Origin of the sequence: Clostridium sartagoforme, from assembly GCF_039521405.1 — a bacterium.
In the GTDB taxonomy this organism is placed as follows: Bacteria; Bacillota; Clostridia; order Clostridiales; family Clostridiaceae; genus Clostridium; species Clostridium sartagoforme.
This window is the reverse complement of record NZ_BAAACH010000033.1, coordinates 68,984-84,779: the sequence shown is the minus strand read 5'-3', so window position 1 is coordinate 84,779 and position 15,796 is coordinate 68,984. Positions and strand designations below refer to the sequence as shown.

13 protein-coding genes are annotated in these 15,796 nt (G+C 26.6%); 11 read left to right on the top strand and 2 right to left on the bottom strand.

The features are described 5' to 3' along the window. The first annotated feature begins 234 nt into the window (after nucleotides 1–234). Entirely contained in the window at nucleotides 235–1,830 is a 1,596-nt protein-coding gene (locus ABDZ60_RS13250) for a PTS transporter subunit EIIC (protein ID WP_016207333.1), read from the top strand. Nucleotides 1,831–1,845: 15 nt separating this feature from the next. Then, entirely contained in the window at nucleotides 1,846–3,174 is a 1,329-nt protein-coding gene (locus ABDZ60_RS13245) for a 6-phospho-alpha-glucosidase (protein ID WP_047001989.1), read from the top strand. Between the two features lie 50 nt (nucleotides 3,175–3,224). Here the strand turns inward: ABDZ60_RS13245 and ABDZ60_RS13240 are convergent, their stop codons facing one another. Next, nucleotides 3,225–4,433 (bottom strand): YibE/F family protein, encoded by a 1,209-nt coding sequence (locus tag ABDZ60_RS13240; RefSeq protein WP_084820792.1) that lies wholly within the window; start codon nucleotides 4,431–4,433, stop codon nucleotides 3,225–3,227. A 379-nt stretch (nucleotides 4,434–4,812) separates the two neighbouring features. On the opposite strand from ABDZ60_RS13240, the gene ABDZ60_RS13235 reads away from it, so the two are divergent. The 9 genes from ABDZ60_RS13235 (at nucleotide 4,813) to ABDZ60_RS13195 (ending at nucleotide 13,901) form a co-directional block, all read left to right on the top strand. Next, nucleotides 4,813–5,220: a hypothetical protein gene (locus tag ABDZ60_RS13235; RefSeq protein ID WP_047001988.1), complete on the top strand. Its 408-nt coding sequence runs from the start codon at nucleotides 4,813–4,815 to the stop codon at nucleotides 5,218–5,220. Nucleotides 5,221–5,295: 75 nt separating this feature from the next. Then, complete coding sequence (locus tag ABDZ60_RS13230) at nucleotides 5,296–6,369, top strand: efflux RND transporter periplasmic adaptor subunit (RefSeq protein WP_047001987.1); 1,074 nt, start codon at nucleotides 5,296–5,298, stop codon at nucleotides 6,367–6,369. A 1-nt stretch (nucleotide 6,370) separates the two neighbouring features. Beyond that, on the top strand, nucleotides 6,371–7,051 hold the full coding sequence (locus tag ABDZ60_RS13225; protein ID WP_343778692.1) for an ABC transporter ATP-binding protein: 681 nt from the start codon (nucleotides 6,371–6,373) through the stop codon (nucleotides 7,049–7,051). Next, the gene (locus ABDZ60_RS13220) at nucleotides 7,041–8,249 is read left to right on the top strand and encodes an ABC transporter permease (RefSeq protein ID WP_343778690.1); all 1,209 of its coding nucleotides are present in this window, start codon (nucleotides 7,041–7,043) and stop codon (nucleotides 8,247–8,249) included. The genes ABDZ60_RS13225 and ABDZ60_RS13220 overlap by 11 nt, the downstream gene beginning before the upstream one ends. Before the next feature lie 167 nt (nucleotides 8,250–8,416). Further along, a complete protein-coding gene (locus ABDZ60_RS13215) occupies nucleotides 8,417–9,574 on the top strand; it encodes an MFS transporter (protein WP_343778688.1) in 1,158 nt (385 codons plus the stop codon). 377 nt (nucleotides 9,575–9,951) lie between these two features. Further along, on the top strand, nucleotides 9,952–11,841 hold the full coding sequence (locus tag ABDZ60_RS13210) for an endonuclease MutS2 (RefSeq protein WP_343778686.1): 1,890 nt from the start codon (nucleotides 9,952–9,954) through the stop codon (nucleotides 11,839–11,841). 233 nt (nucleotides 11,842–12,074) lie between these two features. Then, on the top strand, nucleotides 12,075–12,866 hold the full coding sequence (locus ABDZ60_RS13205; RefSeq protein ID WP_343778684.1) for an EcsC family protein: 792 nt from the start codon (nucleotides 12,075–12,077) through the stop codon (nucleotides 12,864–12,866). 12 nt (nucleotides 12,867–12,878) lie between these two features. Next, nucleotides 12,879–13,256 (top strand): VOC family protein, encoded by a 378-nt coding sequence (locus ABDZ60_RS13200; RefSeq protein WP_343778682.1) that lies wholly within the window; start codon nucleotides 12,879–12,881, stop codon nucleotides 13,254–13,256. Nucleotides 13,257–13,343: 87 nt separating this feature from the next. Then, nucleotides 13,344–13,901, top strand: coding sequence for a nucleotidyltransferase domain-containing protein (locus tag ABDZ60_RS13195; protein WP_343778680.1), 558 nt, complete (start codon nucleotides 13,344–13,346; stop codon nucleotides 13,899–13,901). Nucleotides 13,902–14,039: 138 nt separating this feature from the next. Here the strand turns inward: ABDZ60_RS13195 and cplR are convergent, their stop codons facing one another. Then, nucleotides 14,040–15,689, bottom strand: coding sequence for an ABC-F type ribosomal protection protein CplR (cplR, locus tag ABDZ60_RS13190; protein ID WP_343778678.1), 1,650 nt, complete (start codon nucleotides 15,687–15,689; stop codon nucleotides 14,040–14,042). Between the last annotated feature and the right edge of the window lie 107 nt (nucleotides 15,690–15,796).

Here is a 15,796-nt window from a genome sequence, read left to right as displayed (position 1 = left end):
CCATTCCTTCAGTTTTCAAGTGGCATATGTAAGTTTGCGTTGACTTGGAGCGAAGCAAGGTCATAAGCCAATTTACATATATCCACTTTTAAGTGTAAAGGTAAACATGTTTACTTTTTAAGTAACATGTTACTGAAAAGGTTAAATCTATTAACAATATTTATTTAAAATGTTATTCTATGTTCAAGGTAATTACCAAGGAGAAAAATTTAAAAAGATAAGGGGTACATTAGAATGAAGGAAAAGATTTTAGATAGTATGCAAAAATTTGCAAAGGCTATGATAGGACCAGTCTTATTTTTACCAATAGTAGGTATGTCAATTGCGTTAACAGCTGTACTTACTAATAAAACTTTTGTTAGTGAAGGTGGATTGATTTGGACAATAGGAAAATTCTTTAATGGTATGCTTTCTCCTATTATGGGAAATTTAAGTATTTTATTTTGTGTTGGAATTGCCATAGGTATGGCAAAAAAGAAAAAAGCAGAAGCAGCATTTGTAGCAATTATGTCATACATATTATTTTTAGGAGCAAACAGTAAATGGTTAGAATTATCAGGTAAATTAATAGCAGGAAACACTGCTGGTGAGTTATATGGAACTGGACAGACTATTCAATTAGGCTTTCATGTAACAGATATGGGTGTTTTCCTTGGAATGATATTAGGAATAGCAGTAGCTGTAGTTCATAATAAGTATGTTAATAGAGAATTTAAAGGAGCTATGGCACCTTATGGAAATAGTAAACTTGTATTTATGATTATGATTCCAGTAGTTGCAGTATTAAGTATAGGAACAACTTATATTTGGCCAAGTATAGCTAATGGAATTACTGCCCTTACAGGATTTATGAGTACTGCAGGAGCATTAGGAGTATTTGTTTATGGATTCTTAAATAGATTTTTAGTACCAACAGGATTACATCATTTAATTTGGTCTCCATTCTTATATTCAGCAGTGGGTGATCAAATGATCATAAATGGAGAAAACGTTATAGGAGCAAAACCTGTATTCTTAGCATTACTTAACGACCCTACCATAACGATGATGCCAGATTCAGCAAGATTCTTAAATTATGGCTTAGTTAAAACTTTTGGAGTTATTGGTGTAGCATTAGCATTTTATTATACAGCTAAGAAAATAAAACGTAAAAATTTAAAATCTCAATTAATTCCATCAACATTAACAGCAGTAATAGCTGGTATTACAGAACCACTAGAATTTACATTTATTTTTGCAGCTCCATTATTATGGCTTGTATATTCTGTTATAGACGGACTTTTCCAAATGATAGTTTATATACTTAATGTAAGAGTTTGTGCAACAAATGGTATTTTAGATTTTCTTGTAATAAATTTACCAGCAGGAATTGGAAAAACTCATTGGCCAGTATATGTGTTAGTAGGATTAGTTGAAATAGCAGTAATTTTTGTAGTATTTAAATTTATGATTGAAAAAATGAATTTAAAGACACCGGGTAGAGAAGATGATGATAGTGATAATGCAATGGATTTAAATGAAAATGCAGTAAAAGTTAAAAAAGAAATGAAGTCATCTATAAAAGAAATTGACAATGCTGAAAATGATAAAGAAAAAGCTTTAACTATTATAAAAGCATTGGGAGGAAAAGAAAATATAGTAACTGTAGAAAATTGTTTTTCAAGACTTAGAGTAGATGTTATTGACGATACTGTAATTGATGAGCAAACATTAAAAACTACAGGAGCATCAGGTGTAGTTAGAAAAGGTAAAAATATACAAGTTGTATATGGACTTTCAATAAATAAAATAAGAACAATAGTAGATGAAGCATTAGAAATAGTAGAATAAGGAGGAATATTGGACATGAAGAAATTTAAATTAGTTATAGTAGGTGGGGGAAGTACTTATACTCCAGGGATTGTAAAGAGCTTATTAAGTAAAAAGGAAGAATTCAAAATAGATGAGCTAAGATTATATGATATAGATGAAAAACGTCAAAATAAGGTTGGTGTAATAGTAAAAAAAGTTGTTGAAATGTTTGATCCAGAAGTAAAGCTAACTTTTACAACAAGTCCAGAAGAAGCTTTTAAGGATGCAGATTTTATCTTTGCTCAAATGCGTGTTGGGTTATATAAGATGAGAGAAATGGATGAAAAGATTCCACTAAAATATAATGTAGTTGGACAAGAAACTTGTGGACCAGGAGGACTAGCATATGGTTTAAGAACTATATATCCTATGGTTGAAATAATTGATTTCTGTGAAAAATATGCAAATAAGAGTTATTGGATAGTAAACTATTCAAATCCAGCAGCTATTGTAGCAAAAGCTATGTACAAGCTAAGACCAAATGCAAGAATCTTAAATATATGTGATATGCCAGTTGCAATTATGAGAAATATGGCAAATATTTTAGATTGTGATAGACATGATATAGAAGCTGATTATTTTGGACTAAATCATTTTGGATGGTTTACAAATATAAGAGTAAATGGAGAAGATAGAACAGAAGAACTTAAAAGCTATGTTCTTGAGCATGGATATCTGCCACCAGATTCAAGAAGTGAAGTAAGACATAATGATGCATCATGGCTTCATACATTTACTAATGCAAAACATATGATGCAAATGTTCCCTAAATATCTTCCTAACACATATATGCAATACTATATTTTAGGAGATGAAGTTGTTGGACATTCTGATAAAAATCATACAAGAGCAAATGAAGTAATGGAAGGAAGAGAAAAGAAAATATTTGATTCTGTAGATCAATATAGCGCTACAGGAGAAATTGATCTTACACAATTCTTTACTGGAGTACACGGAGAATTTATAGTAGAAGTGGCTATGAGTTTAGCATTTGATCAAAGAAAAAGACATTTAGTTATGGTTGAAAATAATGGTGCTATTAAGAATTTACCAGATGATGCTATGGTTGAAATACCAGCGTATATAACTAAAGACGGTCCTGAAGCAGTTCGTGTTGGCGAAATTCCTACATTCTATAAAGGATTAATAGAACAACAAGAAGCTAGTGAAAAGTTAGTTGTAGAGGCTGCAATTGAGGGCTCATATGAAAAGGCACTTATGGCATTTACTATGAATAAGACAATTCCATCTGCATTTGTAGCTAAGCAAATATTAGATGAAATGATTGAAGCTAATAAAGAGTATTGGCCAGAATTAAAGTAATAGAAGCAATCTATTGAATAAATAAAGAGATGCTGCAAAAGCAGCATCTCTTATTTTTTTAATTTAATTTCATTTTTACATAAATAACAACCTATAAATGCAGTAATAGGAACAGCAAGTACAACACCTATACTACCAGCTAATCCTTGAATTATCTCAATTCCTAAAAGATCTAAATTTATCATTTTATTAAAAGGCATATTAGCTGAAAATACTAATATAAGGATACTTAATGATCCTCCAGCAAATGCTAAAATTAATGTATTGGTCATTGTTCCAATAGTATCTTTACCTATATTCATAGAACTTTTAAATAATTCATTAAAACTAATTTTATTATTTACACTGTGTATTTCAAATAAGGATGAAGCAATTGACATAGAGATATCCATGACAGCTCCTAAAGTTGCAACTAAAATTCCAGTAAACATTATTCCTCTAATTTTTAAACCAGTATCTTCTGCAATATACATTAAGCTTTCTGCCTCGCTCATATTTAATCCAGAAAGAGTAGTTAAAGAGCCAAAAATATATGCTACTATTCCTGAAATTATAACTCCAAAGACAGTACCTAAAATTGCAGTTAATGTCTTCTTGTTAAACCCGGAAACAAGCACTAGAGTCACGGTTATACTTAAGACACTCATAAGAATACCCGCTAATATAGGATTTACTCCTCTAAGCATTAAAGGAACCATTAAATAAACGCAACATATTAATGTAAAAAATAAAGCAACTAAGGATTTTATTCCCTTTACACCAGCTATTGCAACAACAGACAATACAAATATTGCTATTAATAAATACAACATATTGCTCCTATCATAGCTATATAAGGTCATTTGGGTAGTGTCATTTTTTTCTATTACACCAACTATAACTTTGGTGCCTTCCTTGACTTTTAAATTATACAATCTACTTATTGGATTTTCTATTTCATGTGTACTTCCAGAGTAAGGCTTGGCTGATATTTTAACTAATACTTTTTGAAAGCCCACTTCAACATCCTCTAAATAAGGATCTTTTGTTAAATCTTCATTTAATACTTCTGTAACAACTGCATTGTAATATTTCATATTACCATTATATTTATCAGGCAAAAACCCACCCTTAAATATAGACTTTGATAAAATAATTAATAATACGCTAAATAATATAACTCCTAAAAGCATAATCAAATTTTCATTTAAATTTAGTTTCTTTCTAGTTGAAGTCGTTTTCTTGGAATTTTGTTTATTATTCCCACCCTTTTTACCCATAGTTTCCTCCATATTAATATATATGTTTCAATTAATAATTTACATTATTATAGAATTATAAGGTTGAAGTTTGATAAGTTTATTTTAGCAAAATAGTAAAATTGAAATCATATATTTTTGTTTTTCTATATAAGTTGATAGAATACTTATTTTACTTAAATCTTGTCAATTTTAAAGACGATTTAAGTAAGTTTAGAATATTTATTACAACTAATATACTTATAATACTAATTATATTACAGTAAGATAAAAAGGTAAATTATAGTATTAAATATTTCTTTGAGTATGTAAATTTGTTAAGTTAAATTTGTTAAATAATTGCCTTTTTTAGTTATAAATGTTAAAATATAAACGAGCATTTAAGAAAGGGGGATTAATAATGGATAACATGATAAATAGGGAGAAAAGAGTAGGTGCTGGAATTATTACAATGTCTGTACTATATTTTATAGGACAAGCATTTACAATTTTAGGAGTTATAATTAATCTTGTATTTAAAGATCAAATAAATAACTTTTTATTGGAGGCAGGAACTGCAGCAGATGTAAATCCAACAGAGCTTACAATAACATTATGCATAGCAATAATCATAACTATAGCAGTAATATTAATTTTACTTAAAAAGCCTATTGGAGCATTTATATTTATAGGTATTGAAATTTTATCATTTGTTTATAAAGCAATAGTTGCTGGAGTTACTATATATACACCTTTAAGTTTGATTTTTCCAGGATTAATGATTTTCTTTATTTATAAAAAGAAAGATATATATTTTGTAAAGGAATAAGAAAAGTAAAGAGTAGATCTAAAATATAGATTTACTCTCTTTATTTTAATAAGATATAAAACAAGGAGTAGTTATATGAAAAAAAAGCAAATAGTAATAGGTATTAGTATATTTATGGTAGCTTTAATAGGAATTATTATTTCAGCATTATACGTTAAAAACAAATCAACTGTAAATAGTAATAAAGAAAGTAAGATTGATTATTTTGAAATAAAAGAAACTGGCGGCTTAAAGTTTAAAGGAAGCAGTATAATAAGTAAAGAACAGAAAATAATGTTGGATAAAAGTAATGGTGAGCTGAACGAAGTATTTGTTAAAGATGGACAATATGTAGAAAAAGATGTAGAACTTTTTAGTTATTATAATGAAGCTATTCAAGAACAAGTTGATGAGTTAAATAGGCAAATTAATTCATTAAATTCAAAAATTCAAAAAGAAAAAGAAAGAGTAAATAAGCTAGAAGCACTTAATAAAGAAGCACAAGCTAAAGAGGTTCAAGCAGCCTTAGATACAACAAATCAGATACAAAGTCCACAAACACAGCAAGTAGAAATAACTAGTATGGTTGATGAATTAACAGAAACTTTAAATGATACTATTTCTAAAAGAGATTCCTTAAATAATAAAGTTGTAAAAATTATAAAGGCAGAAATAAGTGGAAAAGTCTATATAAATAATGAAGATTTGACAAAAGAATATATGAGAATAATTTCAGAGGATTCCTTAATATATGCACAAGCATCAGAATTTGATGTAGATAAGTTAAAATTAGATGACAAAGTGGAAGCAAAAATTATAAGCAATAACAAAAAAGTTATGGGGAAAATAATTAAGATTGAAGAAGTCCCAACAATGTCCTCTGATGGGAAATCTGCAGGATACGCATTTTATATTAAGCCGGATGAAAGTATAAAAATAGGGTTTAGCGTAGAATTAACAGTGAATCCAGAAGAAGTTGCTATACCTAAAAGTTGTGTTATGGAAGAGTCAGGGAAAGTATATGTTAAGTTAGTTGAAGGTGAAAATAATAAAAAGGTAGAAATAAAGGCAACGCTAAAGGATGATAACTACATACTTGAAGATAGCACTTTAAAGGTAGGAGATAAGATACTAATAAATCCTTCAGAAGATAGTAAGGAGGAAGTATAGTATGATAAAACTGAAGGGTATAAACAAGTACTATACTTCAGGAGATGAAAAGTTACATGCTTTAAAAAATGTGGATTTAGAAGTGAAAAAAGGAGAGTTTTTAGCTATAATGGGGCCATCAGGTTCTGGTAAATCTACAATGATAAAAATATTAGGACTTTTAGATAAGGATTTCGAAGGTAGCTATTTGCTTGATGAAAAAGAAGTAAAAAGCCTTAATGATGATTTACTTAGTAATTTGAGAAATAAGAAAATAGGTTTTGTATTCCAAGATTTTAACTTAATAGATAGATTAACTATTAAAGAGAATATAGAGCTTCCCATGTTATATATGGGAAAAGGTATTAAAGAAACTAAAGATAAGGTAATTGAACTTTTAGGAAAAATAAATTTATTAGATAAGATTAATAAATATCCTACTCAATTATCAGGAGGACAACAGCAAAGAATATCTATAGTTAGGTCTCTTGTAAATAATCCAGATATAATAATAGCAGATGAACCAACAGGAGCTCTTGATAGTAAAACATCAGGAGAAATAATTGAAATATTTAATGAGTTAAATAAAGAAGGAATAACAATTATTTTAATTACTCATGATATAAATATTGCAAAAAAAGCAAAAAGAATAGTGAAAATCTTTGATGGCAATCTTGAGGAGGTAGATACTAATGAAGTTTAGAGTTTTAGTTTTTACAGCTTTAAGAAATTTAAACAGAAATAAGAAAAGATCTATTTTAACAATGCTCGGTATAATCATTGGAATAGCTTCTGTTATTACAATAGTAGCACTTGGACAAGGATATAAAAATAAAACTATTAAAGAGTTTACAGGAGAAACAGAGGGAGCTGTTGTTCTTATGGCAACTTTTAGCCCAGAAACTTTCACTGAAGAAGTTTCAACAATGGAGTTTTTTAAAGACAAACATAAAAGCAAAGTAGAAAGTTTAGAATCAGTTGAATCAGTTGAATTTCAATATAGTAGTAATTCTCTTGGGGAATTTATACAAATGGATTTTAGAGGAAAAAACATTAATGCTATGATTAAACCAGTAGAAGAATTTGACGTAAGTGATGAGGTTTTTGGAAGAAATTTAACTAATAACGATGATCTTTTAAACGATAGAGTTATAGTAGTTGCAGAGCAAACCTTAAAGAATAATTTTGATAATATGGACGAGTTGGTTGGTGGAATAGCAACTATAAATGGAATAGCATTTGAAATTGTTGGAATTAAAAAAGCTCCACCAGAAGAGGAGATAAGTTTTTTCGACATGGGTGGAGATATAAAAATTCCAAAGAAAACTTATGATAAATATTTCTCAGGCTTAAAAAAAGTAGAAGGATTAACTATTACTTTAAAAAAGGATAGTGATGTCAAAGCTAGTATAAAGGAAATAGAAAATACTCTAAATTCAATAGAAGGTAATGTAATAAAAGGTAAATATCAAATAATAGATACAAGTGGAGTAGTAAATTTATTAGGGGGAGTACTTAATACAATAACTATGTTTATAGCATCTGTAGCAGGTATTTCTTTATTTATAGCAGGAATAGGACTTATGAATATGATGTATACATCAGTTTCAGAAAGAACTAGAGAAATTGGAATAAAAAGAGCTTTAGGAGCAAGGAAAAAAGATATTAGAAAAGAATTTTTAATAGAAGGAATAGTAATTACAATGGTTGGTGGAGTAGTTGGATATATCTTAGGGATAATAATTGCTAACATAATATCCATGTACTTTAAACTAGTAATTACACCAAGTTTATTTACAAGCTTATTAGCAATAGGAATATCAATTATAATAGGACTTGCATCAAGTTTTATTCCAGCAAGAAAAGCATCAAATGCAAATACTGTAGATATACTAAAATAGAAAGTGGATTAATTCACTTTCTATTTTTGTTTTTAAATAATATAATATACTTATAGTTACTAGGAGGTATATTTATGTTTATTAGACCAATTTAACTTAATTCTAAATTCAAATTTTCACCTTTTTATAAAGGTTTATTTGTCATGTAATTTAGGAGGAAAGTTAAATTGAATAATAAAAGAAATATATATTTAATGTATATTATAGTATTCTTGCAGGGATTTGTATTTTATGGTCCAATTGCAACAGTATTTAGAGAAAATAGGGGAGTATCAATATATCAAATATTTTTGATTGAATCTATCTCTATGATTCTTATAATGTTGTTTGAAGTACCTTGGGGAATATTTGCAGACAAATTTGGATATAAGAAGACTTTAGTAATATCAAATTTTATATTTTTCATATCTAAAATAGTGTTTTTTAAAGCAAATTCGTTTTGGATATTTCTATTTGAAAGAATATTATTATCCATTTCAATATCGGGATTATCAGGTTGTGATACTGCTTTGATATATTTATCACTGGATAAAAATCAAAATAGTGAAAGAGTCTTTGGAAGATATGTATGGTTTTCTAATGTAGGGTTTTTACTTGGATCTATGATTTCAACTTATATAATTAATATATCAATTGATTTAACAGCTTATTACACTATTATCCCTTATGGAGTAGCTTTTGGTGTATCTTTATTTCTTAAAAATATAACTGATGAAGTTACTAAAAAGGAAAATGTAAAAAGTAAATTTAAATATAGTTTAAAACATGTAGCAGCTAATAAATATATAATAATATTTTTAGTTGGAATTTCTTTAGTCAAAGAAGTTGTTCAAAGTATAACTGTATTTTTAAATCAACAACAATATATTAAAAGTGGGATAGATATAAGATATTTTGGGATTTTATTAGTAGCAATTCAATTTATGAAATTAATATCAGTAAAGTCATATAAATTAAGTAATATGATAGGACAAATAAAATCAATAAATATGTTGATGATAGCTGTTTTTATAAGTTCATCTATATTAATAATCATAAGTAATGCAATATTAAGTTTTTTATGTGTATCAGTTATTTCTATTGGCATGGCAATAATGGAGCCAATGATTATAGATATAAAAAATAAGTCTATATCATCAGGAAATAGAGCTACTATTTTATCAATATATTCTATGATAGAAAGTATAACTTCATCGATTATAAATCCAATCATAGGTTTTGTATCCAACTCAGCTCTAGAAAATGGGTTAATAACATGCAGTTTAATTAGCCTAGCTGCAATTATTTTAATTAGATATTTTAGAAAAATAAATATAGAAAATTAAAAAAATTGTTGACTATAAATTAATTCTAACATATATTATATTTAGATAGATTTTAAAATAAAGCGAGGTATTTTTGTGAGTGTCTAGTATCTAAAATAGTAATTTAATATTAATTCTAAAAAATAGGGTGATATACCTTTATTTGTTATGGAATTAATAAAACTATTAATAGATACAAGTCCACGAATATACTTTAGGTATTTTATATACCTTTATTATTGTCGAATTCAAAGCTGTGGAAGTATCCATGGCTTTTTTTATTTTTAAATAGAATCATATTAAATTAAGTTTAAAACTTATAGAATCATAAAAACTATATTATTTAAAATCTATCTATATTTCGTAGACTTGTAAATAATACAAGGAAGGTTATTTATATGAATAAAAGTACACTAGAAAAATTACATTATTATAAATTGAAAGAAATTATTAAAGGATATTGCGTTAGTGGTTTAGGTAAAGCCTTAATAGATAAGCTTGAGCCTAGTGATAATATTAAAATTGTAGAACAAAGATTAGAGGAAACATCAGAAGGAAGAAGATTACTAGATGCATCTTATCATATACCACTAGAAGGAATTTTTGATGTAGTACCACTTATTGAAAAGATTGATAAGGGGGCATCATTAGATCCAAGTGAATTAGTAATGATATCTAACTTTTTAAGGGGATGCAGAAAAGTTAAATTATTTATAAAAGATAAAGAAGGATACGCTAGAACATTAAGCTCATATGGAGAAAATATTACAGATTTAAGTTATATAGAGGAAGAAATAAATAATTCAATCAAAGGTAGCGCTGTTGATTCAAATGCTAGTAAAGAGCTTAAAAAGATACGAAGGCATATTGATATTTGTGAAGGTAAAATAAAAGAAAGGCTTGAAAAATTCTTAAAAAATAGTACTAATAAAGAATATATTCAAGATAGTTTTATAAGCCAAAGAAATGGGAGATATACTATACCAATAAAGGCGGCTTTTAAGAATCAAGTACAAGGAACTATAATTGAAACTTCAACCAAAGGTTCAACTGTATTTATAGAGCCAAATATAATAACAAAATATACAACAGAACTTGCAACATTAAAGATAGAAGAAAGCATTGAAGAATATAGGATTTTATCTACAATTACTGAAATGATTTATGAAAGAATGAGAGATTTAAGAATAAATATTGAAGTAATATCAGAATATGACATGATTTGGGCAAAAGCTAAATATAGTCGTGAAATAAATGCAATTAAGCCTAAAATAAATAATCATGGTTATATAAAGATAGTAAGAGGAAGGTATCCGTTAATTAAAGATGTAGTGCCTTTAGATTTTGAAATTGGAGAAGATTACAGAAGTTTAATAATTACTGGGCCAAATGCTGGTGGAAAAACTGTTGTGTTAAAGACAGTAGGACTTTTAACTTTAGCAGCTCAATCGGGATTTCATATAGGAGCAAAAGAAGGAACTGAAATATCTTTATTTAATAAAATATTTGTAGATATTGGAGATGATCAAAGTGTTGAAAATGCCTTAAGTACATTTTCTTCTCATGTTAAAAATTTAGCACAAATTTTAAAGGAAAGTAATAAATCGACTTTACTACTCTTTGATGAAATCGGAAGTGGAACAGAACCTAATGAAGGAGCAGCTCTTGCAATTTCTTTATTAGAAGAATTTTATCATAAAGGATGCATAACAATTGCCTCTACACATTATGGGGAAATTAAAAATTTCTCAAAAGAACATCCTGATTTTGAAAATGCAGCTATGGAATTTAAAAAAGATACACTTGAACCACTATATAAGCTTTCAATAGGAAAATCAGGTGATAGTAATGCTTTATATATTTCAAGAAAGATGGGAATAGATGATAAGGTTATTGAAAAAGCAAGAAAATATATAGATTCTAAAGAATATAATTATGACTTAGTTAAAGAAAGTAAAGTTTCTAAAAAGAAAATTCAAAAGAATACAATTGAATATACTTCATATTCAATTGGAGATAAAGTTAGCCTTTTAGATAATAACAGAGAAGCAATAGTATATAAGGAAATAAATGAATTAAATAATATAACAGTATTCTATGATGATAAATTTATTGAAGTCAATTATAAAAGGTTGAAGTTAGAAATAAAGGCAGAAGAACTTTACCCAGAAGGATATGATTTAAATCAAATATTCATAAGTTATAAAGAAAGAAAACTTGAAAGAGATATTGAAAGAGGATCAAAAAAGGCTTTAAAGAAGATAAGAAAAGAGCATTTTGCTAATTAAAAATTCATAGTGTAGTTTATTTTATACTCCCATTTTAAGATTATAATCTTAAAATGGGAGTTTTTTATGATAAGGAAGGCTTCGGAACATTAATTTTTAATTAGTAGTTAATTTTATACTTTCCTTCATTTGATTATTTATTATTTAAGTTATTAAGATAAATATTATATAAGTATATTAAAAAGGTATATAATAAAAATAAGATTAAAATATCTTAAAGGTAGTGATTAATAATGAAGAAAATAATAAATAGAGAATTAACTAAATTAAATAAAAAAGAAAATAAGTTATTAAATAAAAAGGAAAATAAGTTTATTAAAAGTAAAGTAGAACCAATTTCAGATAAGATAGAAGAAAAAATACCACAAAAGCTAAAGGATACATTAGAAAATGCTTTTTATAATGGATTTAAATTAGTGTTAGAAAAGGGAAGTAAGTATATAGAAAAACTATATGATAAAGATAAAATTCAATTAGAACACGATGTAAATAATTATTCACTAGATAAAAAGGTTACTAGAAAAAGTATAAATCTAATGGATTCTCAAGGGAAGAAAAGTAAGCTTATAAATTCAACTATCTCAACTATAGAGGGTGCCGGACTAGGAGCATTAGGCATTGGATTACCAGATATACCATTATTTATTGCTATGATATTAAAGACAATATATGAAATTACTTTAAGCTACGGCTTTGATTATGAGAGTGAAGCAGAAAAGATTTATATATTAAATTTAATAAATGTTGCCTTAACAAATGGTGAAGAAAAAATAATTTGTAATGAAGAGTTAAATGAAATTGAACATAAAATAGATTCTGATATGGAAATAAGTAAAGATTTAAACTTAGAACTTAGAAATACATCACAAGTATTATCAGAAAATTTATTAATGGCAAAGTTTATTCAGGGATTACCTATAATTGGAGTTTTAGGAAGTATAACTAATTACAAAGTCATAAATAAAGTTAGTAAATATGCTAGAATTAGATATAAAAGGAGATATTTAAATAAAAAGATAAGATAAGGAGAATTAAATATGAATATTAAGTTTGTTACAGTTACAGTAAAAAATTTGAAAGAATCAATAAAATTTTATGAAGATATATTAAAACTAGAAATTGTAAGAGAATTTTCACCAATGGAAGGAACTAATATAGTATTTCTTAAAGGAGAAAGTTCAGTAATGTTAGAATTAATAGAATATGAAAATAAATCTATAGCAGATAGCAACTCAAAAGTATCTATTGGATTTGAAGTTTTAGATTTAGACAACAAAATAAAAGAGCTAGAGGAAAAAGATATAAAAATTATTAGAGGACCGACTAAGACAGGAGGAGGGGAAAAGTTTATATTTATAGAAGATCCAAACGGAGTGGAAATAGAGATAATAGAGGGCTTTAGTATTAATGTCTAAGTTACTTAATGAAATTAATGGTGTACTAGAGTACTCAAAAGTACTTTAGTACTTTTTGAGTTCAGTTAAAAGATGATGGAGAGATATATGAATACAGAATTATTATGTAAAATTTCAGATGGATTAAATAAAATAGGATGCAATTGGGGAATTGGAGGCTCAGTTTTATTAAACTATCATGGATTAATAGAAAAGCCAAATGATATAGATATTTTAATTAATTCAAAAGACAGTGAAAAAGTAGTTGAATTTATGGAGAGAATAGGAAGTAAAGTAGAACTATCATCAAAAGAGCCATTTAAAACAGAAAGTTTCTTTGGATACAATGTAGATGGCGTTATGGTAGAGTTTTTAGGGAACTTTAAAATAAATCTACGAGGTAATAAAATATATGAATTCATTTTAGACGATAAATCAATTGTGGATACTTTACTATTAGAAAATAGCAAAATAAATTTTACTTCTTTAGAAGATTGGTTTGTAGCATATATAGCAATGGATGATCCAAAGAAAAGAACTCATTTAATAAAAGAATATTTCAAGATTAATGGATTAAAGCATAAAGATTTATTACAAAGAAATTTAAAAAGGAATTTATCAGAGGATATTAATATATCAATAAAAGAAATTTTGTCACTAGAGTAATTAATGTTTCTGTTATGATAATATTGTAAACAGTATATTTTAATAAATGAATTAAAATATAAATAGTTTTGATGAAAAGGTAGACGTTGAGAATAAATAATTCTGTGTAGTTATTTATTCTCAACAATGCTATCTTTTTTATTGATTTCTTAGTTCTTTAAGATGTTTTAGTAATTCTAAATATTTATTTTCTAATAATGCTTTTTTATTTAAATCATTTTCAAAGGATAATAAAGAAATAACTTCTGAAAGTTTATTTTCTAATATTAATATATTTTCTTTAAGAACTTTTTCATCTTTATCAACTTTTGGTTTAGATTTAAAGTTTATATATTCATCGTAACTACCATCAAATTGAATAATTTTATTATTATCTATTTCCAATATATAATCGCAAATATTTGAAATAAATTTTCTATCATGTGATACTATTAAAAGAGTTTTATTAGTATTTTTCAAAGCATTTTCAAGAGATTGCATACATTTAATATCTAAATAATTTGTTGGTTCATCAAGAATTATTATATTGTTATCTGAAAGTAAAAGCTTACAAATAGCAACTCTTACTATTTCACCACCACTTAAATATGAAACTTTTTTAAATACAGTATCTCCCTTGAAACCAAAGCCATCTAAATTTGTTCTTATAAAACTTTCTTTGAAAGAAGAATTAATTTTAATATTATCTAATATTGTTTTATCTTGATTAAGTATATCTTGAGACTGATCTAAATATCCAATAACAACATTTTTAGAAATTTTTATATTTTCATTATTGTTATTGATAATTTCTTTTAGTAAAGTACTTTTACCACTTCCATTTTTCCCAATTAAAGCAACTTTTTTACCCTTTTTTATTTTAAAGCTAGATTCATTTAATAGAATTTTATTACTTATAGTAATGGTTAAGTTTTTTGCTTCAATAGGATTTTTAGAAGTAAGCTCTAAATTTTCAATAACATCGATTTTTATATCTTTATCTTCTTTAGGCTTTTCTTTTACATCCAATTGCTCGATTCTATTTTGAATAGCTTTTATATTATTTTCTAATTTCTTTTTACCTTTTTGACCACCCATTTTATGAAGTCTAGCTTCTGAATTTCCCATTCTTTTAGGTGTTCTTCTAATACCATCTCTTATATTTTCTTTTGATACTATAGCTTCTTCAAGTCTTCTTTTTTCATTAATATATTGATTATATTCAGTATTTTCCCTTGCTTTTTCTGCTTTCTTAAGTTCTATATACTTAGAATAATTTCCATTGTAGATATTTATCTTTCCATCTTTAATTTCAACAATAGTATTACATAAAGAATCTAATAGATTTCTATCATGTGAAACTAGAAGAAGAGCTCCGGAATAATTTTTTAGCATATCTTCAAGGGTTTCAACACTATTACTATCTAAATTTGAAGTTGGTTCATCGGCAATAATAAGTTTCTTATTTTCACTTAAAGCATTAGCAATTTTCATTTTGACTTTTTCTCCACCAGAAAGATAATCCTTATATTCAGTTGGAGCATTGAAAATACTTTTGATTTTGCTAAATGAACATTCATTTGAACTATTACCAAATTGACTAATATAGGAGTAACTTTTAGTTAAGTAACATGTTCCTTCATCAGAAATTTCATCACCGATTAAAATTTTTAAAAGCGTAGTTTTTCCTGCGCCATTATCACCAACTAATCCTATTTTATCTCCATCTAGTATTTCGAATTTGTCTATATCCAATATTAATTTATCGCCATAATATTTTTTGATTTTATTTAATAATGCTAAATGCATAAAAAAATCCCTCCTTAAAATGTAGGAGAGAGTATACGACTTTATAGAAGGGTAACACAAATAAACCTTAAGCCAGTAATCCACTCTCCGTAAATTTTTACACAACA